Here is a 24,784-nt window from a genome sequence, read left to right on the forward strand (position 1 = left end):
GTGTTTTCCCTGGCCCGGGCGTCAAAGACGCACCGGGCGTGCCGCTAGTGGCGCCCGACCTTCCACGGCAGCGGGGCCCCGTTCAGCTCCCGTCGCCGACGGATCCGTCCGCGTCGTATCTCGGTGCCCGAGGGCGCCGGATCGGTGCTATCTTGGCAGCCCAGCGCGGAGACGATGGCAGCCAACACGGCGAGTTCTTCGGCCGTGGGGTTCCCGTGGGTGACTTGCAGGCACGCCGGGGCGGCTTCGGAGGCAAGTTCGGCGTGCTGGTTATCTATCACAGCGGAATGTTCCCGTGCTTCTTGGCCGGAAGGGCGGTGTGCTTGTCCCGTGTGGCGCGCAGGCCGCGAACGATCTGCAGGCGGGTTTCGGAGGGGGCGATGACGGCATCGACGTAGCCAAGCTCGGCTGCCTGGTAGGGGTTGAGCAGTTCTGCCTCGTAACCCTCGATGATCGCGGTGCGCTGTGCCTCCACGTTCCCTCCCTCGGCGGCAACGGCCGCAAGGTCGCGGCGGTAGAGGATGTTCACCGCTCCTTGGGCTCCCATCACGCCGATCTGCGCGGTAGGCCAGGCCAGGTTGATGTCGGCGCCGAGCTTCTTTGAGCCCATCACGATGTACGCCCCGCCGTAGGCCTTGCGGGTGATGACCGTCAGCTTGGGCACGGTGGCCTCGGCGTAAGCGTAGAGAAGCTTCGCGCCGCGGCGGATGATGCCCTGGAACTCCTGGTCCTTGCCGGGCAGGAAGCCCGGTACATCGACCAGGGTGAGGATCGGGATGTTGAAGGCGTCGCAGTTGCGCACGAAGCGCGCTGCTTTTTCGGACGCGGCGATGTCCAGGGTGCCGGCGAACTGCATCGGCTGGTTGGCAACGATGCCGATGGTGGCCCCTTCGACGCGGGCGTAGCCGATCATCACGTTGGGTGCATAGAGCGACTGCATCTCCAAAAAGATCCCGTCGTCCACTATGTGTTCGATGACGGTGCGCATGTCGTAGGGCTGGTTGGCCGAGTCGGGGATCAGCGTATCGAGGTCGAGGTCCTCCTTGGTGGGCTCCAGCTCCTCGTCGAATTCCACGGTGGGTGCATCGGAGATGTTGTTCAAGGGCAGGAACTCAAGCAGTTCCTTGCAGAACTCGATGGCGTCGGACTCGTCGGTAGCCAGGTAGGTGGCCGTGCCGGTGGTGGCGTTGTGCTGGCGCGCACCGCCCAGGGTCTCCATGTCGACTTCCTCGCCGGTGACGGTCTTGATCACGTCGGGGCCGGTGATGAACATGTGGCTGGTCTTGTCCACCATGATCACGTAGTCGGTCAGTGCGGGGGAGTAGGCGGCGCCGCCGGCGCACGGGCCCATGATCAGGGAAATTTGCGGGACCACGCCGGAGGCGTGGACGTTGTTGCGGAAGATGTCGGCGAACATCGCCAGCGAGGCAACACCCTCCTGGATGCGTGCGCCGCCGCCGTCGTTGATGCCCACGACCGGGCATCCGTTGCGCAGCGCGAATTCCTGGACCTTGACGATCTTTTCGCCGTTGACTTGGGAGAGGGAGCCGCCGTAGACGGTGAAGTCCTGGGAATAGACCGCGACCTGGCGTCCGTCCACGGTGCCGTAGCCCGAGACTACGCCGTCGCCCAGCGGGCGCTTCTTGTCCATCCCGAAGGCGGAGGTGCGGTGCACGGCGAGCGCATCGAACTCGATGAAGGAGTCCTCGTCAAGGAGCATCTCGATGCGTTCGCGGGCGGTGTGCTTGCCGCGGGCATGCTGCTTCTCGATGGCCTCGGCGCCCGAGGGCGCCTGGGCGAGGGCCTCGCGGCGACGGAACTCTGCGATCTTTCCTGCCGTGGTTGACAGGTCGATCGATTCCGTGGCGTCAGCGATGCTGCTCTGGGTCATCCCATGGCTCCCTTGAAGTAGTTACGTAGTAGGAAAGGCACAACGAGAATGCCACCTTGGCCAGTCTAATGAGGCTTTGTGCCCAAATGTGTGTAGGAAAGCTACAAGATCGTGCCGTGTTGGGGGTCGACTCATCCATAAAACAAGTTACTGACAAGTAGCTTAAGTGGCGGGGGTTCCAGTAACGTGGCTCACATGAGTGAATCGAACCGTGACGTAATCGCCGCCAACTCCAAGTCGCTGAGCGGCAGGACCATCTTGATGAGCGGAGGCAGCCGCGGGATCGGGCTGGCCATCGCGCTGCGGGCTGCGGCGGAGGGTGCCAACGTGGCAATTATGGCCAAGACCGCAACACCGCAGGCCAACCTCGAAGGTACCGTCTTTACCGCGGCGGATGAAATTACCGCCGCCGGCGGCCAAGGCCTGGCCATCGTGGGGGATGTGCGCAACGACGATGACGTGCTGTCGGCCGTCGAGCAGACCGTCGAGCGCTTCGGGGGCATCGACGTGGTGGTCAACAACGCCTCGGCAATCGACCTGTCCAAGACCGGCGACGTGTCGATGAAGCGCTATGACCTGATGATGGACATCAATGTCCGCGGCACCTTCCTGCTGTCCAAGTCTGCCCTGCCACACCTGCGCAAAAGCACCAACGGGCACATCCTCACCTTGTCCCCGCCGCTGAACCTGGATCCGAAGTGGGCGGGGGAGCACCTGGCCTACACGATGGCCAAGTACGGGATGAGCATGACCACCCTGGGGCTGGCCGAGGAACTTCGCGGCACCGGCATCGGTGCCAACTCGCTGTGGCCGGCGACCCTGATCGACACCGCGGCGATCCGCAACATGCCTGGCGGCGAGCAGCTGGTCAAGGCCGCACGCTCGCCGCGCATCGTGGCCGATGCCGCCCACGCCATCATCACCAGCGACGCGCGAAGCTGCAGCGGGAACTTCTTCACCGACGAGGCGGTGCTGGCTTCCACCGGGGTCAGCGACCTTTCCGGGTATTCGATGGGCGCCCCTGAATCCCGGTTGGTCCCGGACATCTTCCTCTAGGAGCGGAGCGGGCAGCCCAAAGCCCCGGCACTTGTGGCACAACGCGGATGGATCGATAGTCTGGGGGCATGAGCAACGAACCAAACCCCCAGCCGGCAGCAACACCGCCAACATCCCACGCCGCCACGGCCGGCCTGCGCGCACCGTTGGACGCCTCGGCGCTGCGCCGGGTGATGGATGATGCGCAGATGGGGGAGCTGTTCACCAGTGAACAGACAGGATCCACCAACGACGACTTGGCTGCCCGTGCCGCAAGGGCGGCGCTGGCCAACCTGTCCGTGGAGATCACCGAGGAACAGGTGCAGGGCCACGGGCGCCTGGGGCGGAGCTGGCAGGCGCCGGCTCGCAGTGCGCTCGCAGCCAGTATCTACTTCCGTCCGGTGGCGGGCTTCGACCAATCGGGGCTGGCCTGGCTCTCGATGCTCTGCGCCACGGCGATGGTACAAACCCTGCGCCAGGATGCATCCCTGGCGGCCGGGCTGAAATGGCCCAACGACGTGGTCGCCGGCGGCAAGAAGGTCTGCGGACTGCTGGCCCAGCTGGTCATGACCGATGCCGGCCCGGTGGTTGTTGTCGGCGCCGGATTGAACGTCAGCCTCACTGCAGGGGAACTGCCGGTGGAGACGGCTTCGAGCCTGGAGCTGCTGGGTTCGCAGACGCTGGATCGGACGTTGCTGCTTGGTGGCTACCTGCGCCGGGTGGCCCACCTGTTCAGGGCGTTCGAGCGCGTAGGGGGCAACGCATCGGCACACGCCGGCTATGGACTGGAACCGGCAAGCGCGAGCACCGGCACGGCACAAGGCCAAGAAACCGCGGCCACGCTGCGCGAACTGGTGCGCTCGGTGATGGTGACGATCGGACACCAGGTCGATGCGCACCTGCCCAACGGCAATGTGCTCAGCGGCACCGCCGTGGACCTGGACACCGAGGGCTCATTGACGGTCCGCGAGCCCAGCGGCACGTTGCACAACGTGCTCGCCGGGGACGTCTACCACCTGCGGCGCTCCGACGGCTCCTACGCGTAAGCCGGCTCCGGGGCCGCTGGCATGCCGGAACGTTGCGGGGAACAGGGCCGGTTTCGGGAAACCCATGTATCCATGTGCTGTGTGCGGACCCAAAACATGGGGGCGCTGGCTTTAGGATTGAAGAGGTAGGGCCGGCACGCATAACCGGTGTGTGGGTTGAAGGAGCCGGGACGTGAAATTGGTATTGGGGAAGCGCGAGCGAGTGCTTGTGAAGACCCGTGCGCACCGACGGGCGCTGCGCGGGCCGTTCTTTGGTTTCCTCGTCTTGCTGGCAGGCGGCTGCTACCTGGGCGGATGGTTGCTGCGCACCGACTTGGACCCGTGGGCAAATGAAGCGCGACCCCTTTTCCTGGCGCTGCTGCTGAGCGTGTTTTCCGTGTTGCTGTTCATCTGGTGCCTGCGCCCCTGGCTGCGCTGGGCCAACAGCTACACGTTCCTGACCACCGAACGCATCGTGACCAAGCGCGGACGCAGCCTCGGACGACAACAATCCATCGGGTTATACGCAATTCACGATATTGTTGCTGGGGTGAGAGCCAACGCACCGGAAAAAGCCCCCGGGACGTTGGCGGTGGTGATGGCCGAACAACGATTCAACATCCCCCACGTTCCTGCGGTCGCCCTCATGCGGGGTTATTGCATCGGGGCGATCACCGCCCTGCCACACTTCCCACGGCTTGATGGTGTAAACATGGAAGAAGGCGGCGCAGACCCGTCGATGGATCCAATGCACGAGGCACGCCACCAGCAGCCCCCCGAACAATCAGAATGGACTGAGCATGAGTGAGCGGTCGCCCGAGACGGACACCCAACCCGTCGCGCCCACCGCTGCCCGCGATGCGGCACGCGCCCTGCGGCATCCGGCAGATACCTCCGAGACCCAGCCCGTTGACTCCAGCGGCTCCCCGCACACCTCGCCCGCGCCGCCGGAAACCGAGATCGAGCCGGCGCTCGCCGACCCGCTGGCGGACCTGGTCGAGGCCATGCGTCGGCCCGAACAGGCCGATGAGAGTACACCTGGATCGACACGGGACGCGGTCCACGACCTGGAACGCCGCCTGCTGGGTGCCGAACGCACCATGCGCCAACGCGAAACGGCCGCCGGCGCCGGAGTCTCCCTGCTCTCGGCGCGCAAGCTGTGGCGTGCCATTGGATTCCCCAATCTGGGCGACGAAGAGGTCTTCTTCACGACCGTGGACCAGGACGCACTGAAGTTGATGATCGACATGGTGCGTGAGGGGAAGCTGACCGAGGAAACAGCGATCTCGCTGACCCGCTCCATCGGCCAAATGACGGACCGCATGGTCGTCTGGCAGGTCGAGGCGCTGGTCGAGGACATGGTGCAGAACCAAAAGATGAGTGATCCCGAGGCCCGGCGCAACCTGGTGAACCTGCTGCCCGAGCTCATCGCTCCGCTCGAACAGCTGCTGGTCTACTCCTGGCGTCGGCAGCTGAACGCTGCCGTGCACCGGTTGGCGATCCGCGCCGAGACTGGCCTGGCGGCATCCGCGGAGGGACGCGACGGATCCGAGGACGACGCACCGTTGCCGTTGGCGCGGGCCGTCGGCTTTGCCGACCTGGTCTCCTACACCTCGCTCTCGCGCCGGATGAACGAACGCACCTTGGCCCAGCTGGTGCAACGCTTCGAATCCAAGTGCGCGGAAATCATCTCCATCGGCGGCGGGCGGCTGGTGAAGACCATCGGGGACGAGGTGCTCTTCGTTGCAGAGACCCCGCAGGCCGGTGCCCAGATCTCCCTGACGATGTCCAAGGAGTTCGCCGCCGACGACCTGCTGCCCAACACCCGGGTCTCGATGGTCTGGGGCCGCATCCTCTCGAGGCTGGGCGATATCTACGGACCGACGGTGAACCTTGCCGCGCGGTTGACGGCACTTGCCGAGCCGGGCACAGTGCTCACCGACGAACTCACCGCCTCCACGCTGGCAGGGGATGACAGGTTCGTGTTGCACCCCCAGGAGACCACGGCGGTTCGCGGGTTCGGGGACGTCACCCCGGTCCGTCTGGCCCCGGGAACCGGATCAGGATTGGTGCTGGACTAGATGCGCTATGGATTTGGGTACCTTCGGGGCACGGCGGCAACCGACATCGGGCTGCGCCGCGCCGTCAACGAGGACGCGGTGCTGGATGCCGGGACCATGTTCGCCGTTGCCGACGGCATGGGCGGGCACGAAGCCGGTGACCTGGCCTCGTCGCTGGGCCTGCAGTCGCTGAACGAGCTCGCCCTCGGCGGGCATGCAACGTCGGAAACGGTTTCCGGGCGGCCCGGCAACGTACCGGCATTGCTGCCTCGCGCACGCGACGTGTTGGCTGCGGTGACAACCGCCGATGCACGGATTCGTCAAGCCATCGGTTCGCGCGGCGGAACCACGCTGTGTGCCTTGGCGCTGGTGCGCGTAGAGGACGGAGGGAGCCCGTGGCCCCGGTCCCAATCATCGAGTCCCGAGACCTCTGCGCTGCCGGCAACATCTGCGCCGACCCCGCCGGTGCCGACCCGCACCGAGGCCCTGCACCCGCAGATCGCGGCCATTGGCGAACCGCGCTACCTGGACAGCACCCAGGAATCGGAGGACGAACCCGGGGCCGGACACGACGTCGAACCCAGCACCGATGTGATGCCGCGCGCCGTGATCGATGCAGCACGTGCCGCCGATCCGGGCACGGGCGTCAACCCGGTGGCCAACACCTCCGACAAGGTCACCGCGCTGCCCTCGCCCGGCACGGCACCTGAAGATGGCACCGAGCGTCTGATGCTTCTCAACGTCGGGGACTCGCGCGGCTACCGTCTGCGCGCAGGGGTCCTGACCCAGCTCACCCGGGACCACTCAGCCGTCCAGGAACTCATCGACTCCGGGATCATTTCCGAGGCCGAGGCGCGCATCCACCCGCAACGCAACCTGATCACCCGGGCCCTTGGCACCGGCGGGAACTCGAGCCCCGACACCCAGTTCCACATCCCGCGTCCCGGGGACCGCTACCTGCTGTGCACCGACGGGCTCACCGGGGAGGTCGAGCACGCGGCGATTCAGCGGATCCTTGACCAGTTCCCGGATCGCGACGAAGCGGTGGGCAAGCTCATCGACGAGGCACTGGCCAGCGGCGGCCGGGACAACATCTCGGTGGTCATCGTCGATATCGTTGCGCCGGGCGCCTGAAACGAAGCGCCCACGCTGCGACCCGCCACACGCCCATCGCCTCCCGGCACCGCCGGAGGAGGTTTCTGGGGCAAAATGGAGTGGTGAACCCCGAAGAACCGACACCGAATCCTGTCCCGAACCTGCCCGTCCCGGGCACGGCGCCCGCCTCCGCGGGAACCCAGACCGTCGAAGCCCCCGGCTCGGCGGTTCCCGAGGATGCCTTGCGCCAGGAATACCAACAGCTGATCGACGAGGTCCGCAAGCACCGTGCGGCGTACTACCTCGAGGACGCACCGCTGGTCTCCGATGCCGAGTTCGATCTTCTGTACTCGCGCCTGGAACTGATCGAGGCGCAGCACCCGGCGATCGTCGCCAACGATTCACCCACCCAGGAAGTCGGCGGCGAGGTCTCTGCCGCGTTCTCGCCGGTGGAGCACCTTTCGCGCATGTACTCCCTGGAGGATGTCTTCTCCCTCGAGGAGGTCACCGCTTGGGGGCGGAAAACCGAGGCCAACGCGGCACTGCGGGCCGCCGGCCATGAGCTCAAGTGGCTCTGCGAGGTCAAGATCGACGGATTGGCGGTGAACCTGCTCTACCGCCACGGCAAGCTGGTGCGCGCGGCGACCCGAGGGGACGGGGCCACCGGTGAGGACGTGACCCACAACGTGCTCACCATCAAGGTCATTCCCACGCAGCTCGCCGGTGAAGACTGGCCCGAGGAGGTCGAGGTCCGCGGGGAGATCTTCATCCCCTCGGCAGACTTCACCTCCTACAACGAGGCGCTCATCGAGGCAGGCAAGGCCCCGCTGGCCAACCCGCGCAACGCCGCGGCCGGATCGCTGCGGCAGAAGGACCCGGCCGAGACCGCCAAACGCCCACTGAAGATGTTCGTCCACGGTTTCGGCGTGCGCCAGGGATTGGAGGCCAAGACCCAGTCGGAGACCTATGGGCTCATGGAGTCCTGGGGTCTGCCGGTATCCCCGTATTCCAGGGTCGTCGGCACCCTGGATGAGGTGTTGTCCTTCATCAAGGACAACGGAGAGCACCGCCACGACCTGCTCCATGAGATTGACGGCATCGTGGTGAAGGCGGACTCCTTCGAGATCCAGCGGAACCTCGGTTTCACCTCCCGGGTGCCGCGCTGGGCCGTGGCCTACAAATACCCGCCGGAGGAAGTGAACACCGTGTTGCGTGACATCCAGGTGCAGGTCGGGCGCACCGGGCGCGTCACCCCCTTTGGCATCATGGACCCGGTGCTGGTCGCCGGATCCACGGTGAACCGCGCGACGCTGCACAACCAGGACGTGGTCAAGGCCAAGGGCGTGATGATCGGGGACACCGTGATCCTGCGCAAAGCCGGAGACGTCATCCCCGAAATCGTCGGACCCGTCATGGCCCTGCGTGCCGGCAACGAGGAAAACCTGCATGAATTCATCATGCCCACCCACTGCCCCTCTTGCGGAGAGCCGCTGGCTCCTGCCAAAGAGGGCGATGTGGACATCCGCTGCAACAACGCCCGATCCTGCCCGATCCAGCTCACCGAGCGCGTCGCCCACCTGGGCGGGCGCGGCGCCTTCGACATCGAGGCGCTGGGCTACGAGGCAGCACAGGCCTTGACCATCGGCCATGGCCCGGACCCGGAGCAAAACCACGGGGTCATCACTCCGGCCGGCCCCGGGACGCTGCGCAACGAATCCCAGGTCTTCGACCTGGCAGCCGGCAACCCCGACGCAACCCTGCGCCAGGCACTGGCCGAAGTCAAGGTGTGGCGTGAGATCCGTTCCAAGGGCTCAGGCACGGGCAAGTTCGCGCTGGTGCCGTACTTCTACTCCAAGGCCACCGCAAAAAAGGAATCGGGTCCAACCAAGACCACGCTCAAGCTCTTCGACGAGCTGGAAAAAGCGAAGACCAAGGACCTCTGGCGGGTCCTGGTTGCGCTGTCCATCCGGCATGTGGGGCCCACCGCCTCGCGTGCGCTGGCCAACAGGTACGGCTCGATGGTCGCAATCATCGAGGCGATCGGTGCCGCCGGCGCCCGGGAAGCACTGGCTGAGATCGACGGGGTGGGTGCGATCATCGCCGACGCGCTGATCGAGTGGTTCCAGATCGACTGGCACCAGGAGATCATTGCGGCGTGGTCTGCAGCGGGCGTGAGGATGCAAGACGAGCAGGACGAATCGATCCTCAAGCACCTGGCGGGGATGAGCATCGTGGTGACCGGCACGCTGCCGACCTACAGCCGCGACGCAGCCAAGGAAGCGATCATTATCCGCGGCGGCAAGGCAGCTGGTTCGGTCTCCAAGAACACCTCCTACCTGGTGGCGGGGGAGGCCGCTGGTTCCAAACTGGACAAAGCGGTGGCACTGGGTGTGCCGGTGCTCGACGAGGAAGGCTTCGACCTGTTGCTTGCCTCTGGGCCCGAGTCCGTCGAAGGACGCCCCAACCCCGGGGCCTGAGAGAGCAGACAAGCAACGCACGGCCCAATGCCCGGGTACGCGCCACAGACTTCCCCACCACAAAGGAGCAGTACATGAGCACCAATCCAAAACACCTGCATGCGGCAAGCGAAGAAGCTGGAACAAGGGCCGGCCAGGACGCTGCTCTGCCTCGGGAGCTGCTGGCCGTGGCCCGCGAGGCTGCGGCGGCGGGTGCCGCGGTGCTGGCCGAACGCGGCAGGGGCCGGGTCGCGACGGACACCAAGAGCGCCGACGGGGATTGGGTGACAGACTTTGACCGCCGCGCCGAAACCGCGGTGCGTGAGGTGATTGCCGCGGCCCGCCCCAACGACGCGATCAGCGGGGAGGAATACGGGCGCACCGACCCGGCGAGCCCCTCGGGCTACCGTTGGTCGATCGACCCGCTGGACGGCACGGCGAACTTCGTGCGTGGCATCGTCTACTATTGCACCTCGGTCGCTGTCTTCGGACCGCTTGGAGATGCCGCGGAACAAAAAGCTCTGGCCCCGGCTGCCGCGAAGCAGAAGCCCGGTGCCTCGGCAGGACACACGCTTGCCGCCGACGGGGCAGCGATGGACGCGGGAACCCACGCATGGCTGGCCGCTGCCATCAACGCGCCGGCGCTGGGCACCGAGTACTACGCAGCCGCCGGCGACGGCGCTTGGCTGGTGGATTCAACGCAGCCCACCGGGTCGGTGGCCGGGCGCGGAGGCCGGGCGATGCGGGCCCAGCGCTTGCACGGGGCCCACAAGGACGCCGAGGGCAAGCTGCTGGCCACCGGCTTCGGGTACGACGCGGACCGCCGCCAGTTCCAGGTGGGGGCGCTGCTGGGGCTGATGCCTTCCTTCGCCAATGTGCGCCGGATCGGCTCGGCAGCCCTTGATCTGTGCCTGGTAGCCGATGGCACCCTTGATGGCTATGCGGAGTACGGCACCCAGGAATTCGATTGGGCCGCAGGTGCACTGATTGTCGCGGAGACGGGGCTTCCGGTGTTGCGCCCGCGCACCGATCCTGGATGGCAGGCCGCCGGCCACCTTGATTTCGACGCTTTGCCGTCCGAGCAAGCCGAAGCCACCGTGGTCAAGCCGGCGAAGCAAGTAAAGAAGTAGTTACGTAGCTGCGCAACAACTGCGCGAACGCGCAAAGGCCGGTTGGTCGGTGGATGAACCACCGACCAACCGGCCCTTGCGCTCGGTGCCCAGGGACGGCTGGGTTCCCGGGCGCCAAAGCGTAGGAACGCTAAATGCCGAACTGCAGGCCGGAGGAGCAGTCGTCGTAGTACCCGCGGTTCTTCAGCCCGGCGGCGGCGGCTTCGTCCAGGACAACCACGGCGTCCGGGTGCAGCTGCACAACCGAGGCCGGGCATGCCGAGGACAGCGGGCCTTCAAGAGCGGTCGCGATCGCTTCGGCCTTGTGGGCGCCGGTGGCCACAAGCACCAGGCGGCGAGCATCCAGGATGGTGCCCAGGCCCTGGGTCACCGAGTGGGTCGGAACCGAATCGATCCCGTCGAAGAAGCGGGCATTGTCCTGGCGGGTCTTGGCCGAGAGCCGCTTAATGCGCGTGCGGCTGCGCAGCGAAGAGCCGGGCTCGTTGAAACCTATGTGGCCGTTGGCCCCGATGCCCAGGATCTGGACGTCGACTCCCGCGGCGGTGATCGCCGCGTCGTAGTGCGCGGACTGTGTACGGATCTGTGCCTCGGAATCGCCGAAGCCGTCCGGGGTGTTCAGGTTCTCCTCGCGCAGGCCGATGATCTTGCAGAGCTCGTGGACCAGGGTCTGGCGGTAGGACTGCTCGTGTGTGCCTTCGAGACCTACATACTCGTCCAGCGCGAAGGCCAGTGTGTTGGTGAAGTCCGCCTTGCCGTTGGCCACTGCCTTGGCCAGTTCCGCGTAGAGGCCCAGCGGGGTGGAGCCGGTGGCAACGCCCAGGACATTGTTCCCGGAGGTGCGCATGGCCAGCCCGTCCAGCACCGCCGTTGCGGCAAGCTTCGCGGCTTCTTCGGCGTTTGCGGCGATCAAGACTTCCATGTGTGTGTTCCTTTAAGTGGATCCAAGAATTTTCACCGGTACGGCAAAACGGGAGAAGTACGTCGATCTAGAGTTTAACCCGTTCGGCCCCGGGCGGCCCAACCGGCACATCCCGCGCCGGGGCGGGAGGCGCACGGGCGGGGCTTCAGCTGCCGGCATCGTGCGCACGGGTTGGGTCCAACAGTGCCAGAAGTGCGCGAGAGACGCTGGCTGAGGCTCCGAAGGTGACGATGTCCGCGCCCCCGCGCGGCCACCCGCATTCAACGACGATGAGGTTGCGCCCGTGAGAGCGCAGCCTCTCGGCAAGCTGCCAGACCGGATGCCCCGCATCCAGTCCGCGGCCGGCCAGCGCTATCTTTGCCCCTGGACCGGCACCTTCGATGGTGTCTGCGATCCCGGCCGCAGTCAGGCCCCAGGGCACGCGCCCGACTGCCATGTTGGCCTCGGTCTCGATCTGGACCAGCGCTGTCGGTGACGGATCCGAGATCCAGCTTCGGGCGGCCGGAGAGATCTCGAAGGCCGAAGTGATGGCTGCCGCATCCGGGATGGCCTTGGCCACAGCGGCCGTGTCCGGGCCACGGGTGCCGCAGGAACCGGGTGGATATGCCGAGCCAAGCACGGCAACCCGCCAGGCCGCTTCCTCCAGGCGCGTGGGATCCAGGTGACCTGCATGCACCGCGTCGATGATTGCGGCAAGGATCCGCTCGTAGCGTTCGGGCGATGTCTCCGATCCCAGGCACAGCAGGTCGGCCCCCGCCGCCAGTGCGCGCACCGCGGCTGCCTCGATTCCGGTTTCGCCGCTTGCCCCGGCCATATCCAGCGCATCGGTAATGATCGCCCCGGTGAATCCGAGTTCCTCGCGCAGTAGATCCTGCAGGATCGCCGTGGAGAAGGTTGCAGGGTTCTGCGCATCGAGCACCGGGACCATGATGTGGCTGGTCATGATGCTGGCGGTTCCGGCGGCGATCGCCGCGGTGAAGGGCACCAGCTCTCGCTCGCGCAGCGTCTGAAGGTCAACCTCGATCGTGGGGAGTTCAAGGTGCGAATCGGTGGCGGTGTCCCCGTGGCCGGGGAAGTGCTTGGCACAGGCGGCGACCCCGGCGTTCTGCAGCCCGGTTACCCAGGCCGCGGTGTGTGCCGCGACGTGGGAGGCCCTGGCGCCGAAGCTGCGCACCCCGATGACCGGGTTGGTCGCCGTCGAGTTCACGTCCGCGTCCGGGGCCAGATTCAGGTTGAAACCCAGCTCGGCAAGTTCGTCGGCGATGGCCGCAGCGCAGGCGGAAGTTGTGGCGGGCGAGTCCAACCGCCCCAGCACCGCGTTGCCCGGCTGGTTGGACCCGGTGAGGTAATGCAGGCGGGTGACATCCCCGCCCTCCTCGTCAAGGGTCAGCAGCACGCTCGGGGAGGCGGCGCGCAGTTCTTTCATGAGCGCGGCGAGCTGTACTGGGCAGGAGATGTTGGTCCCGTAGATGCACACCGACCCCACCCCTTCGGCCAGCGCATCGGCGATCCAGCCCGGCATGGAGGTGCCGGTGAACCCGGGCATCAACGTTGCCGCGGCCAGTCTGCGCAGCTGCGCATCCTCGGGCAGCGAAGGATTGGAGAGGTGCGCACCGAAGCGCGGTTCGGCAGCGGTGCGGCGCATCAGCCCTTCACCGCCCCGCCGACCAGGCCCGAGGACATCTTGGACTGCACGATCATGAAGAAGATGATCACGGGGATGGCGACGAGCATCGAGGCTGCCATGACCATTCCCCAGTCGGTTTCGCGTGTTGCCGAGGCCTGTACGAAGCCGCGCAGCCACAGCGGCAGCGTCTTCATCTGGTCCTCGGTCATCACCACCAGCGCGACGGTGAACTCATTCCAGGCTTGCAGGAACGCGTAGACGCCCGCTGCCACCAAGCCGGGGGCCAACAGCGGGAAGGTGATGCGCAGGAAGGCCTGGGTGCGTGAGAGCCCGTCGATCATCCCGGCCTCCTCGAGTTCGGCCGGAACGCCGGCGACGAACCCGCGCAGCATCCAGATGGTGAAGGGCACCACCGCGGCGGTATAGAGCACCGTGAGACCAATGATGTTGTTCAGCATCCCCACCGAGCTCATCATCTTGTACTGCGCGATGAACATGCCCTCGGCTGGCAGCATCTGGATCAGCAACAACGCCAGGATGAAGGACTTGCGGCCCCTGAATTTGAAACGGCTGATCGCCAGCGCGCCAAGGAAAGCGACGAAGAGTGCGATCGCGACGGTGGCGAGGGTGACCGTCACCGAGATGCCCAGTGCGGCAAGGAACTTGCCATCGTCAAACACCGCGGCGAAGTTGGCCAGCGATCCGCCGAAGGGCAGGAACGTCGGGGTGGTGGACTGGAGCACCACGTTGGGCAGGAAGGACGAGTTGAACATCCAGTAGACCGGGAAGGCCCACACTGCCGCCACGGCCAGCGCCACGAGCGTCCAGACGCTGGTGGAGATCGATTTAATCCGCATCCTAGTTTTCCTCCTTCATCAGCGAACGTACGTAGTACCAGCTGATTCCAATGGTGATCAGGAGCATCAGGATGGACACGGCACTGGCGGCACCGAAATCCCCGGAGCCGACGCCCATTTGGTAGATGTAGGTACCCAGCAGGTGTGTTTCGTTCGCCACGCCGCCGGCGTCCTGGAGCAGCTTGATCTGCGTGAAGACGCGCAGGTCCCAGATCAGCTGGAGCAGCAGGACGATCGATAGCACCGGGGCGATCAGCGGCATGATGATGAAGCGGATGCGCTGGATACCGGTGGCGCCATCCATGGCGGCGGCCTCGAGCATCTCCTCGGAGATCTGGGTGAGCCCGGCATAGATGCTCAGCGCCACAAAGGGGACAGACATCCAGATGACGATGACCAAGGCGATGATGAAGAACGTGGTGGGATCGGCAAGCCAGTTGTGCCCCTGGGCATCGAAACCCAAGCGCTCGAGCATCCAGTTCAGTACCCCGCGGCGCCAATCAACCAGCCAGACCCAGACGGTCATCGCAGCGACCATCGGCATCGCCCAAGCCAGCAGCATCGAGATCTGCAAGATGGTGCGGGCCAGTGTTCCCACGCGCTTCATGAGGATCGCGAAGGCGAACCCAAGGAGCACGGTGATCGAAGCGGCAAGCAGGCAGAAAAGCAGGGACCGGCCAAGCACAACCCAGAAGCTTGGATCAGCGAGCAGCGTCGTGTAGTTGGCAAGGCCAACGAATTCAGGGTCGGCGCCGAACTGCTGCAGCAGCCCGAATTCCTGGAAACTGGTGTAGATCTGCCAGCCCACAGGATAGCCCAGGGCGGCGATGAGAATGACCAGCGTCGGAACGATCAGCAGCAGCGGAGCCTTGGACTTGCGCTTCTTGACGAACGGGATGTGGTCTCTGGATGGGGGCGGTGCAACCGGGAGTTGCTGCCCGGTCGGCGGAGCCGGAGCGCGAGTGGTCATGTGCTTGTCGGGCCTTTCGAGACGGCAGGGGCAGAACTGGCTGCCGCGTGGGCAGCCGGCCGGGGTCGCTTACCCCGGCCGGCTGCTTGGTGCTACTTCAGGTTCAGCTGAGGGGTGATCTTCTCGTCGTATTCCTTGGCGAGTGCTTCGAGGTCGGCGGCGTCGCGGATCTTGCCGAAGAACTCCTCCAGAACCATCGAGGACTCGACTGCTGCCCAACCCGGCGCTGCCGGGGTCAGCTTGGAGTTGGATGCCGAGTCGATGGACGCCTTGGCGAACTGGTCATCGCCCAGCGAAGCATTGTTGTCCGAGTTTGCCGGACCCAGCCCGTTCTTGCCCAGCATGTCCTGGTAGTCCGAGGAGAAGATGATCTTCATCAGTTCCTTGGACAGCTCGGGGTTCTGCGACTTGGCTGAGATGCCGATGTTCGATCCGCCGGCCAACACCGGTGCGGGGCTGCCGTCGTTGCCCGGCAGCACGAAGGAGGAGAACTTCTCATCGTTCCACTCGCGCACGTCCTCGCCGTCCTTCTTGGCCAGGTCACCGATCGAGAAGTGGGCCCAGCCCGGGGCCATGATGGTTGCCGCTGCCAGCGAGGTCTTGCCGGTGGGCTTGCCCTCGTCGTCCAGGATCTTATCGGCGTCGTTGATGTAGAGCCAAGGGGTGGCGTCCTTGGCGTCGGCCGGTGCCTTGGAAGCGCTCTTGTACAGGTCCTGCAACTGTTCCAGGCCCTTGAGCGTGTTCGGGTCCGCGAGCGTGGAAACCCACTTGTCACCGTCCTTCTTGGCCAGGTCCCCGCCGTTGGCGAAGATCCAGGAGACGCCGTTGCGCCAGTCCTGGCCGCCGAGGAAGAAACCGGAGAAGTTCTTGATGTCGCGCGGATTCTTCTTGGTGATGGTCTTCACCGCGGTATTGAATTCATCCAGCGTGGTCGGCGTCTGGATGCCGGCTTCCTTCCACAGGTCCGCGCGCTGGAACATGTAGCGTGATCCGGCGTAGTACGGCAAGGTGAAGTTCTTGCCGTCAACGGAGCCCGCCTCGACGAAGGACGGGATCAGCTTGTCCCCGCCCAGCTCCTGGAACATGTCCGAGATATCAAGGAACGCGCCGATGTTGGTGAACGTCGGGGACTGGGTGTTGCCCATTTCCACGATGTCCGGGGTGTTGTTGGCATCGGGCAGGGCCGTGGTCATCTTGGTGACCAGATCGCCCCAGCCCTGCTCCTCGATCTTCAGCGATGCGCCGGTCTTTTCCTTGAAAGTGTCTTTCAGGTAGGTGCGCAGTTCATCGGGGGTGTCGCCACCGGCCAGCCACAGGGTGATGGTCTTGTCCGCGTTGGAGGCAGCGTCGGTGGACGGGGCGTTGGAGGCGGCAGGTGTGCTGCCGGAGCCGCAGCCGACCAGGGTCAGTGCAGCGGCGGTAGTGAGGGCCGCGATACTCAGGTGCTTTTTCATGAGGGGTCCTTTCGGAAGATGCTGAACGGGATTGCGGGAGGCAATCCCCTGCGAGTGTGAATACGTGTTGCGGGCTATCAGGCCACTCCCAACTGGTTCCACAGAACCATCACCGCCGTGCCGCGCAGGACAACGTCCTGTGGTTCCTTGGCCAAGCGAATTTCGATCAGGGGTGGTCTATAGGGAAGCATCCGCTGCGCGAGGGTCTCCTTGACGCTCGTGAGTAGGGTGTCTTCCAGGATGTGGGCGGGCCCGCTGAGGACTACCTCCGCAAGGTCCAAGGCACCGACGATCGGGGCCAAGGCGACGGCCAGGCGCTCGCCGGCAGTCCTCAGTACGTCTTTGGCGGCCGCTTCCGGATCCGGGGATGCTGCGGCGGCGGCCAGTCCGCGTTCCACGAAAGGGACCGAGAGCCATGTCTCCAGGCAGCCGAACTTGCCGCACTTGCACTTAGCCCCGCCGTCCGTGCCGACAACGACGTGGCCGATTTCCCCGGCCGCGAAATGCACGCCGCGGGTTCGTCGGCCATCAACCATCAACCCTGAACCTACACCGCGGCCGATCTTCACCAAGATCATGTCGTCGCTTCTGCCGCCGAAGGTGAATTCCCCCAGGACGGCCGCATCGGCATCGTTGGAGACCAAGGTCGGCAGGCGGGTGTGCTCTTGGATGAGCTCGCGCAGCGCCACGTCCTGCCAATGGAGGTTGGGTGCGGTGAGTACCATTCCGTCGGCATCCACGATGCCCGGGGTTCCGACACCGATGCCCAGCAGCGGGGCCGTGGCCAAATCGACGGCGCGGGTGGCGAGGTCGAGCACGAGGGCGGTGACCTCCTCGCCCTTCTCTTCTCCTACGAGGCTCTCCACGCGGTGCAGGATGTTGCCGTCAAGATCCATGACGGCGGCCTTCAGCACGGAGTTCTCGGCAAGGTCGAGGCCGACGATCTGCAGTCCGTGGCGGTTGAGGTCGACCATGATGGCTGGCTTTCCGGGTCGTATGTTCTCTGAATGGCCCAGCTCGATGACGTGGGACCGTTCCAGCAGTTCGGCGACAAGTCCAGAAACCGTCACCCGGGTCAGGCCCAGGGTGCGAGAGAGATCCGCGCGGCTCATGGGCCCGGATGAATGCAGCGTTTGCAGCACCAAGGAAAGGTTGTGCGCACGACCATGGGAGGGAAGTTGGATGCTTCCCCTGGTCATCCTGGCCATCGTGCGTGGGGTGGTGCGTGTGCTGGTCATGCTTGTTAGTAAACTCTACTAACAAATAGAAAACCATAGGTCGGAGTAACTATTTTCAGCGACGAAGACGCGCGGCACAGTTTTCGGATATCACCATTCGATTGCTGACGTACCCGGATCCGCATGGTTTCGGCCTTTTCTGCCGGGTGAAGCGCGGCGGAAGTCCACACAAGAGGTGTAGGTCACAATTTGGTTACGACGCGTGGTCCGAATCTGGTTTCGAAGGGTCGACCTCGACGCCCCTCGACGTGATCTTGGCAACAGCTCGCGGTCCTCGAGGACCACAGCAGCACTGGGGCTGGCAGACTGGAGGGTGATGACTACCGCAACCTTGGCACCAGCAAGCACCCTGCAGATCCGTTCGGCCACGCCGGCCGATTACCCGAACATCGCACGGATCACCGTGGATTCCTACCTGGACGCGGGACACTTTGATGACCCGGACCACGAGTACCTGCAGTTCGTGCAGCAGGTTGCCGAGCGCCACGCGGCTTCCGAGATCATGGTTGCCGAGCGCGACGGAGTGGTCATCGGATCGGTCACCTTGGTTCGACCGGGAAGCGAATATGCCGACATCGCATTGGAAGGCGAACTGGAATTCCGGATGTTGGTGGTCGATCCCGCCGTACAGCGTTCAGGTGCAGGACGGGCTATGCTCAACGCGGTCATTGCCCGCGCACGCGAGATCGAGGGCGTGGACACCGTCTCCCTGACCACCGGAGGGCACTGGGTTGCGGCCCGTGCACTCTATGAAGCCGATGGCTTCACCCACGTTGCGAAGCGTGACTGGTACGTACCGGACACCGAGATCGTATTGGTTGTTTACACCTACGCACTCTAGATTTTTCTGGCTCTCTAGGCTCATTGTCCGGACTTGCCCTTGGCAAGCAAGCGGGCATGGACGGAGATCGACGGGGCACAGGCTTCGGTTAAGCGGACACTTCCGCTTAACCGAAGCCTGTTGCATTTGCGGATTGGATAGGGTTGGTGTCAATGGCTTGGGCGTTGCCGCACAGCAGGCGACGCCGGGGCTGCCGCAGGTTCCATTCCTCGATGACGAGCAGGAGAACAACGTGAGCGTAATCTATGACGCCATCATGAATCCGACCAAGAACGAGCTCATAGCAGCGTGGCTACCGCGCCAGGAGTGGTTCCAGGGAGCGCAGGTACCCGTGCTGGAAACTGTCGGGGGTTTCCGGCTGGATGATCCGGCAGACGCGGTGGGCATGGAATTCATTGTTGTCGTTGACAACGCGCCACAGAAACCGGTGATCTACCACGTGCCGCTCACCTACCGCGGCGCGGCGTTGCCCGGGGGTGAATCCGCGTTGCTGGGCACCAGCGAGCACAGCGTACTGGGCACGCGTTGGATCTATGACGGCCCGGAAGATCCGGTGTGGCAGGAGCAGGTCCGCGCCTTTTTGGCCGGGACTGTGCAGGCCCAGCACCAGAACGATTCGCATACCCTCGAACCGCTGGTTACCGTGGGGCTCTCCGATGATGAGGCCGATGCAGTGGTTGTGGACCAGGGTGCCGGAAGCAAGGAAGTCAGGGTGATCCGTCGCCCGGTTGCCGAGGGGACGGCATCCTCGGGCGCCTCGTCGTGGGTGGCGTCCCCGTGGCTCGAAACCGGGCAGCCGGTGCGAGGGGCCGTCATCGAATTTTCCTGACAAGTTGGTGCCGCATTTTACGGGGCGAGATGCTCCGGGAAATGCGGTTGCCGGCGGGCCGCCGGGGGCGATTCGCGGGGACGGGGCGTACTAGACTAGGAGGGAAACCCCATCCGCCCACCTAGGGAGATATATGTCTGCCATCAGTCGTGAGGACGTTGCGCATTTGGCGCAACTGGCCCACATAGAGATGAGCGATGCCGAGCTGGATAAAATGACCGGCGAACTCGGTGTCATCGTCGAATCCATCGCATCGGTCTCCGAGGCCGCCTCGATCGATGTTCCGGCCACCTCACATCCCATTCCGTTGACGAACGTCTTCCGCGAAGACGTCGTGGGACCGACGCTTTCGGCAGAGGAAGCGCTGATGAACGCGCCGGATTCCGTGGACACCCGCTTCAAGGTTCCGGCCATTTTGGATGGGGAGTAATTCATGAACGAGCTTATTCACCTTTCCGCCACCGAACTCGCGGCCAAGCTGCGCAGTGGCGAGGTCACCTCGGTTGCCGCCGTGCAGGCGCACCTGGACCGCATCGCCGAAGTTGACGGCGGAGAGCGCGGAATCCACGCCTTCTTGCATGTGAACACTGAAGAAGCACTGGCAGTCGCCGCCGAAGTCGACGCTATCCGCGCTGCCGGCGGTGCCGAAGCCGAAGCGTTGCACCCACTTGCCGGTGTCCCGATCGCCATCAAGGACCTCATCGTCACCAAGGGCCAGCCCACCACGGCTGCATCGAAGATGCTTGAAGGCTGGATGAGCCCCTACGACGCTACCGTGATCACCAAGATCCGGGCCGCGAAGCTGCCGATGTTGGGCAAGACCAACCTCGATGAGTTCGCGATGGGTTCCTCCACCGAGCACTCTGCGTACGGTCCGACCCGCAACCCGTGGGACCTGGACCGGATCCCGGGCGGCTCCGGCGGCGGTTCTGCCGCTGCCGTTGCAGCCTACGAAGCACCCTTGGCACTGGGCACCGACACCGGCGGTTCAATCCGCCAGCCCGGCGCCGTCACTGGCACCGTCGGGGTGAAGCCGACCTACGGCGGGGTCTCGCGCTACGGGGCGATCGCCATGGCCTCATCGCTGGATCAGATCGGCCCTGTGGCACGCACCGTGCTTGACTCCGCCTACCTGCACGAATTGATCGGCGGGCACGACGCCGCGGATTCCACGTCGTTGGATGAACCGGTGCCGGAGCTCATCGCCTCCGCCAAGGCCGGTGCCTCCGGGGACATGACCGGTGTCCGGGTCGGCGTCATCAAGGAACTGCAGGGCGAAGGCTACCAAGCCGGCGTCCAGGCCCGCTTCGATGAATCGCTTGAGGCGCTGCGTGCAGCCGGAGCGGAAATCGTCGAGGTTTCCTGCCCCAACTTCAAGTACGCGCTGGGCGCCTACTACCTGATCATGCCTTCGGAGGTCTCCTCCAACCTGGCCAAGTTCGACGGCGTGCGATTTGGCACCCGCGTGCTGCCCGAGTCCGGCCCGTTGACCATCGAACGAGTCATGGCTTCCACCCGTGCCGCCGGTTTCGGCGATGAAGTCAAGCGCCGTATCATCCTGGGAACATACGCCCTGTCGGCAGGCTACTACGATGCGTACTACGGTTCGGCCCAGAAGGTCCGTACGCTGATCCAGCGTGACTTCGATGCCGCGTTTGAGCTGGCCGACGTGCTGATTTCCCCGACGTCACCGACCGTCGCCTTCAAACTGGGTTCCAAGACGGATGACCCGCTGGCGATGTACCTCAACGACGTCGCCACGATCCCGGCGAACATGGCAGGGATTCCTGGCATCACGGTGCCCGGCGGACTGTCGGAGGGTCTGCCGGTCGGCATCCAATTCCTGGCCCCGGCCCGCGAGGACGCCCGCCTGTACCGTGCCGGCGCGGCACTGGAAAAACTGCTTGAGGACAAGTGGGGTGGCCGGTTGCTGGACCAGGCACCAGAACTGTCCGCCGCCACCACTGGAGGGGTTGCCTAAGATGGCTTCACACATCGATGAACTTGTCGACTTTGACGTCGCCCTGGAAAAATACGACCCGGCACTGGGCTTTGAGGTGCACGTCGAGCTGAACACCAAGACTAAAATGTTCTCCTCGGCGCCAAACGAGTTCGGCGATACGCCGAACACCAACGTGACCCCGGTGTGCCTGGGCCTGCCTGGCGTGCTTCCGGTGGTTAACAAGACCGCCGTGGAATACGCGATCATGATCGGCCTGGCGCTGAACTGCAAGATTGCCGAGCGGTGCGGTTTCGCCCGGAAGAACTACTTCTACCCGGACACCCCGAAGAACTTCCAGACCTCCCAGTACGACGATCCGATTGCCTACGACGGTTGGTTGGACGTCGAGCTGTCGGACGGGGAGGTCTTCCGCGTGGAGATCGAACGCGCCCACATGGAAGAGGACGCCGGGAAGCTCACCCACATGGGCGGGGCCACCGGACGCATTCAGGGTGCCGATTACTCGCTGGTGGACTACAACCGCTCGGGCGTGCCGCTGGTGGAGATCGTCACCAAGACCATCGAGGGCGCCGGTAAGCGCGCACCGGAACTGGCCAAGGCCTATGTCGCGGCGATCCGCGAAATCGTGAAGGCGCTGAACGTCTCGGATGCGAAGATGGAGCGCGGCAACGTGCGTTGCGATGCCAACGTCTCGCTGATGCTCAAGGGCGCGGAAAAACTGGGAACCCGCACCGAGACCAAGAACGTCAACTCACTGCGCGCCGTCGAGCACGCGGTGCGTTTCGAGATCGAGCGTCACGCCGCGGTGCTGAACTCCGGTGCGGCCATCGTGCAGGAAACCCGCCACTGGCACGAGGATACCCGCTCTACGACCTCGGGCCGCCCGAAGTCCGATGCGGATGACTACCGTTACTTCCCGGAACCGGATCTGGTTCCAGTGGTGACCACCCCCGAGTGGATCGAAGAGCTGCGTGCCCGCCTTCCCGAGCCGCCGGCGGAGCGCCGCAAGCGCCTGCAAGCAGACTGGGGATACTCGGACGCGGAGTTCCGCGACGTCATCAATGCCGGTGTCACCGAAGCCATTGAGGAGACCATCTCCGCGGGCACCACCGCAGCGGTGGCCCGCAAGTGGTGGATGGGCGAGATCGCACGTCTGGCCAAGAACGCAGACGTTGAGATCGTCGAACTGGGAGTCACCCCGGCAACCATCGTCGAGCTGAACTCCCTGATCGAGTCCAAGAAGGTCAATGACAAGATCGCCCGCCAGGTCCTCGAGTTTGTTGTTGCCGGGGAGGGCACTCCTTCTCAGATCGTCGAGAAACGTTCGCTGGCCATCGTCAATGACGACTCGGCACTGGGCGCCGCCATCGACGCTGCCATGGAGGCCATGCCCGACGTGGTTGCCAAGGTGAAGGCCGGCAAGCTGCAGGCCATTGGCGCGCTGATGGGCCCGGTCATGAAGGCCACCCGCGGACAGGCCGACGCCGGCCGTGTGCGCGAGCTGGTTCTCGAGAAGCTCGGCATCGAGGGCTAATTCCTCGTGGTGCTGCATCGAGCCCCGGTACGCCCCTGATGGGGTTGGCCGGGGCTCGGCTTTGTTAACGGCGGTGGAGGCGAGGCCTAGAACAGTGGTGCGGAGAGGACGGATCCTTGTCTCCAGGAGGCATTTCGCCAGGGTTTCTGTTCCGGGTCCATGAACCGGGGCAGCAGAATGCTGAAGAGCCCGTCGGTGTGCCGGACTGCCGTGAAGGTTCCTGCATGAAGACCGTGGTGGTGGTTGGAACAGGCAGGCAAGCCGAGGTTGATCTCGGTTTTTCCTCCTCTGCTGAAGGGGTCAAAGTGGTGGATTTCGCAGTGCTCAGGTGGGATAGTACAACCCGGGACCAAGCAGCCGCCGTAGATGGCAAGGATTGCCGCTCGCATGTAGTCGGGGAAGAACCGCTCTTCGGTGCCAAGGTCCAGGATCCGGCTTTGACCGTTCATGACGATGGGGATTGCGCGGCCGTTGCATAGTTGCTGGCGAAGCTCCTGCGGGGTGAGTCTTTGGCCATGGCGCGTGAGGCCGGATTCCACTGCGCGACCTTCGAGCTCCGCCAAGGTCGTGACGATGAATAATTCCGGGGACGGAAGCCCCGTGGTCTTGGTTTTTTGTCCGGTCCGGCCGTTGCTCTTGAGCAGGTTCATCAGGCCCTGGAGGTGGCGTTGGGGTGGGGTGAGTCCGTCTTCCCCGTAGGTGGTGCCGTTGTCTGTCCCGAAGACGGCGGCCGGTGGATCAAGCGGATCCATGGCAAGTTTGTGGGCTTCCGCGGCGTCGGCCACGGGTTGGCCGGTTGCCGGGTCGATGAGGAAATCGGGAAAGTCATGGGCGCCGATGCCGGAGGCGGCTTTCGCCCCGGCGTTTCCGGCACCAGCCCCGTTGGGCCCTGCTTCCTTGCTTGATCCGGTTTCGTACTCGGTGCCGAAGCCTGACTGGTCGAACAGTGCCTCGCGGTCCCCGGCCTTGGTACGCGGATTGTCCGTCTGTGCGCAGAGCGAGAAGAGTATCTCCGCGTCGGTGGCCCTGGTCCGCAGCAAGAACTCGGAGATCCCGGCGTTGGTGCCACGGTAGAACATGCCGACTTTGGTGCGCAGGACCTCCTCGGAGGGTTCCTTCACGCCTTGTTGCAGCCAGACCTCGATGGAGTTGAGCAACCGGTTGGTGGTGCGTGGGTCCTCGTCGCTCACGGATTCGGCGACCTGCGCCTCCAGCCGGGAGGCGAGTGCGTCGGAATCCGGGTACTGCTTGATTTCTGGTTGCAGCCGTTCAAGCTTCCTTGCGGCGTTGGCAAGCTGGCGCGCGGATGCCTTCCCGGCCGTGAGCTGCTCGGCAAGCAGTGGGAACGGCGCGGGCTGGTCAATGCCGTGGATATCGGTGTGGGGGAGCAATCGTCCTGCTGCCCGCACACGGTCCCGTGCCTCGACGAAGCCGATGCGCAGCGCGTTCTGCAGGAACTCGGTGGTGTTCTTGAACGTCGGCCGTCCCGAGGGCGGAGTTGCGGGGTCATTGGGCAGCCCAAGGGTGCCGTCGATGTACGCAGATGTATCGGCAAGACAGTCGTTGACCTTGGCCAAGGTCTCGGCCGGGAGCTCATGGACCAGGGTGCGTTGGGCAAGGTCGGCGGCGGTGAGCTGCGCGTACCCGGTGGCGCGATGGGCGCGTTCGACAAGGTGCACGAAGTAGTCAGCGCGGGTGGGGGAGTTGGTGTGACTGGCAATGCGCGGTGCCAACTCCTCGAGTCCCATGACCAGGGCCGTGTAAGCGCACAATTCATCATCCGGTGACAAGTGGTGCCCCGGATCCCCGCGGCTGGCCGTGAGCTGGTTGACGATTTCTGCGACGTTCATGGACCAAGGA

21 protein-coding genes are annotated in these 24,784 nt (G+C 64.8%); 12 read left to right on the forward strand and 9 right to left on the reverse strand.

The window, feature by feature from the left end:
- Window positions 1-44: 44 nt before the first annotated feature.
- Window positions 45-281, reverse strand: a complete 237-nt coding sequence (locus ABEA12_RS08075; protein ID WP_210101659.1) for an acyl-CoA carboxylase subunit epsilon — start codon at window positions 279-281, stop codon at window positions 45-47.
- Window positions 278-1,891, reverse strand: coding sequence for an acyl-CoA carboxylase subunit beta (locus ABEA12_RS08080; protein ID WP_210101658.1), 1,614 nt, complete (start codon window positions 1,889-1,891; stop codon window positions 278-280). The genes ABEA12_RS08075 and ABEA12_RS08080 overlap by 4 nt, the downstream gene beginning before the upstream one ends.
- Window positions 1,892-2,086: 195 nt before the next feature.
- Between ABEA12_RS08080 and ABEA12_RS08085 the strand changes: the two genes are divergently transcribed.
- The 7 genes from ABEA12_RS08085 (at window position 2,087) to ABEA12_RS08115 (ending at window position 10,692) form a co-directional block, all read left to right on the forward strand.
- A complete protein-coding gene (locus tag ABEA12_RS08085) occupies window positions 2,087-2,947 on the forward strand; it encodes an SDR family oxidoreductase (RefSeq protein WP_210101657.1) in 861 nt (286 codons plus the stop codon).
- Between the two features lie 68 nt (window positions 2,948-3,015).
- A complete protein-coding gene (locus ABEA12_RS08090) occupies window positions 3,016-3,972 on the forward strand; it encodes a biotin--[acetyl-CoA-carboxylase] ligase (protein ID WP_210101656.1) in 957 nt (318 codons plus the stop codon).
- A 172-nt stretch (window positions 3,973-4,144) separates the two neighbouring features.
- Window positions 4,145-4,759: a hypothetical protein gene (locus ABEA12_RS08095; protein WP_210101655.1), complete on the forward strand. Its 615-nt coding sequence runs from the start codon at window positions 4,145-4,147 to the stop codon at window positions 4,757-4,759.
- 196 nt (window positions 4,760-4,955) lie between these two features.
- The gene (locus ABEA12_RS08100; RefSeq protein WP_210102636.1) at window positions 4,956-6,032 is read left to right on the forward strand and encodes an adenylate/guanylate cyclase domain-containing protein; all 1,077 of its coding nucleotides are present in this window, start codon (window positions 4,956-4,958) and stop codon (window positions 6,030-6,032) included.
- On the forward strand, window positions 6,033-7,145 hold the full coding sequence (locus ABEA12_RS08105; protein WP_210101654.1) for a PP2C family serine/threonine-protein phosphatase: 1,113 nt from the start codon (window positions 6,033-6,035) through the stop codon (window positions 7,143-7,145).
- An 83-nt stretch (window positions 7,146-7,228) separates the two neighbouring features.
- Window positions 7,229-9,583: an NAD-dependent DNA ligase LigA gene (gene ligA / locus ABEA12_RS08110; RefSeq protein WP_425571756.1), complete on the forward strand. Its 2,355-nt coding sequence runs from the start codon at window positions 7,229-7,231 to the stop codon at window positions 9,581-9,583.
- 74 nt (window positions 9,584-9,657) lie between these two features.
- A complete protein-coding gene (locus ABEA12_RS08115; RefSeq protein ID WP_210101653.1) occupies window positions 9,658-10,692 on the forward strand; it encodes an inositol monophosphatase family protein in 1,035 nt (344 codons plus the stop codon).
- Window positions 10,693-10,822: 130 nt separating this feature from the next.
- Here ABEA12_RS08115 and ABEA12_RS08120 read toward each other — a convergent pair whose 3' ends face one another.
- The 6 genes from ABEA12_RS08120 to ABEA12_RS08145 all read right to left on the reverse strand — a co-directional run bounded on the left by ABEA12_RS08120 (window position 10,823) and on the right by ABEA12_RS08145 (window position 17,757).
- Window positions 10,823-11,611 (reverse strand): glucosamine-6-phosphate deaminase, encoded by a 789-nt coding sequence (locus ABEA12_RS08120; RefSeq protein WP_210101652.1) that lies wholly within the window; start codon window positions 11,609-11,611, stop codon window positions 10,823-10,825.
- A 145-nt stretch (window positions 11,612-11,756) separates the two neighbouring features.
- A complete protein-coding gene (locus tag ABEA12_RS08125; protein WP_210101651.1) occupies window positions 11,757-13,256 on the reverse strand; it encodes a glycoside hydrolase family 3 protein in 1,500 nt (499 codons plus the stop codon).
- The gene (locus ABEA12_RS08130; protein WP_210101650.1) at window positions 13,256-14,095 is read right to left on the reverse strand and encodes a carbohydrate ABC transporter permease; all 840 of its coding nucleotides are present in this window, start codon (window positions 14,093-14,095) and stop codon (window positions 13,256-13,258) included. The genes ABEA12_RS08125 and ABEA12_RS08130 overlap by 1 nt, the downstream gene beginning before the upstream one ends.
- 1 nt (window position 14,096) lies before the next feature.
- Complete coding sequence (locus ABEA12_RS08135) at window positions 14,097-15,065, reverse strand: carbohydrate ABC transporter permease (RefSeq protein WP_210101649.1); 969 nt, start codon at window positions 15,063-15,065, stop codon at window positions 14,097-14,099.
- 92 nt (window positions 15,066-15,157) lie between these two features.
- The gene (locus ABEA12_RS08140; protein WP_210101648.1) at window positions 15,158-16,519 is read right to left on the reverse strand and encodes an extracellular solute-binding protein; all 1,362 of its coding nucleotides are present in this window, start codon (window positions 16,517-16,519) and stop codon (window positions 15,158-15,160) included.
- Between the two features lie 77 nt (window positions 16,520-16,596).
- Entirely contained in the window at window positions 16,597-17,757 is a 1,161-nt protein-coding gene (locus ABEA12_RS08145; protein WP_345467554.1) for an ROK family transcriptional regulator, read from the reverse strand.
- Between the two features lie 316 nt (window positions 17,758-18,073).
- Between ABEA12_RS08145 and ABEA12_RS08150 the strand changes: the two genes are divergently transcribed.
- The 5 genes from ABEA12_RS08150 to gatB all read left to right on the forward strand — a co-directional run bounded on the left by ABEA12_RS08150 (window position 18,074) and on the right by gatB (window position 22,924).
- Window positions 18,074-18,598 carry a GNAT family N-acetyltransferase gene (locus ABEA12_RS08150; RefSeq protein ID WP_210101647.1) on the forward strand — a complete coding sequence of 175 codons (525 nt, stop codon included), beginning with the start codon at window positions 18,074-18,076 and terminating at the stop codon, window positions 18,596-18,598.
- 232 nt (window positions 18,599-18,830) lie between these two features.
- The gene (locus tag ABEA12_RS08155; RefSeq protein WP_345467558.1) at window positions 18,831-19,427 is read left to right on the forward strand and encodes a maltokinase N-terminal cap-like domain-containing protein; all 597 of its coding nucleotides are present in this window, start codon (window positions 18,831-18,833) and stop codon (window positions 19,425-19,427) included.
- A gap of 133 nt (window positions 19,428-19,560) precedes the next feature.
- Complete coding sequence (gatC, locus tag ABEA12_RS08160) at window positions 19,561-19,857, forward strand: Asp-tRNA(Asn)/Glu-tRNA(Gln) amidotransferase subunit GatC (protein WP_210101645.1); 297 nt, start codon at window positions 19,561-19,563, stop codon at window positions 19,855-19,857.
- 3 nt (window positions 19,858-19,860) lie between these two features.
- Complete coding sequence (gene gatA / locus ABEA12_RS08165) at window positions 19,861-21,408, forward strand: Asp-tRNA(Asn)/Glu-tRNA(Gln) amidotransferase subunit GatA (RefSeq protein WP_210101644.1); 1,548 nt, start codon at window positions 19,861-19,863, stop codon at window positions 21,406-21,408.
- A gap of 1 nt (window position 21,409) precedes the next feature.
- Entirely contained in the window at window positions 21,410-22,924 is a 1,515-nt protein-coding gene (gatB, locus tag ABEA12_RS08170) for an Asp-tRNA(Asn)/Glu-tRNA(Gln) amidotransferase subunit GatB (RefSeq protein ID WP_210101643.1), read from the forward strand.
- 86 nt (window positions 22,925-23,010) lie between these two features.
- Here gatB and ABEA12_RS08175 read toward each other — a convergent pair whose 3' ends face one another.
- A complete protein-coding gene (locus ABEA12_RS08175; RefSeq protein ID WP_210101642.1) occupies window positions 23,011-24,774 on the reverse strand; it encodes an HNH endonuclease signature motif containing protein in 1,764 nt (587 codons plus the stop codon).
- Window positions 24,775-24,784: the final 10 nt, after the last annotated feature.

This window comes from Paeniglutamicibacter antarcticus (assembly GCF_039544305.1).
In the GTDB taxonomy this organism is placed as follows: Bacteria; Actinomycetota; Actinomycetes; order Actinomycetales; family Micrococcaceae; genus Paeniglutamicibacter; species Paeniglutamicibacter antarcticus_C.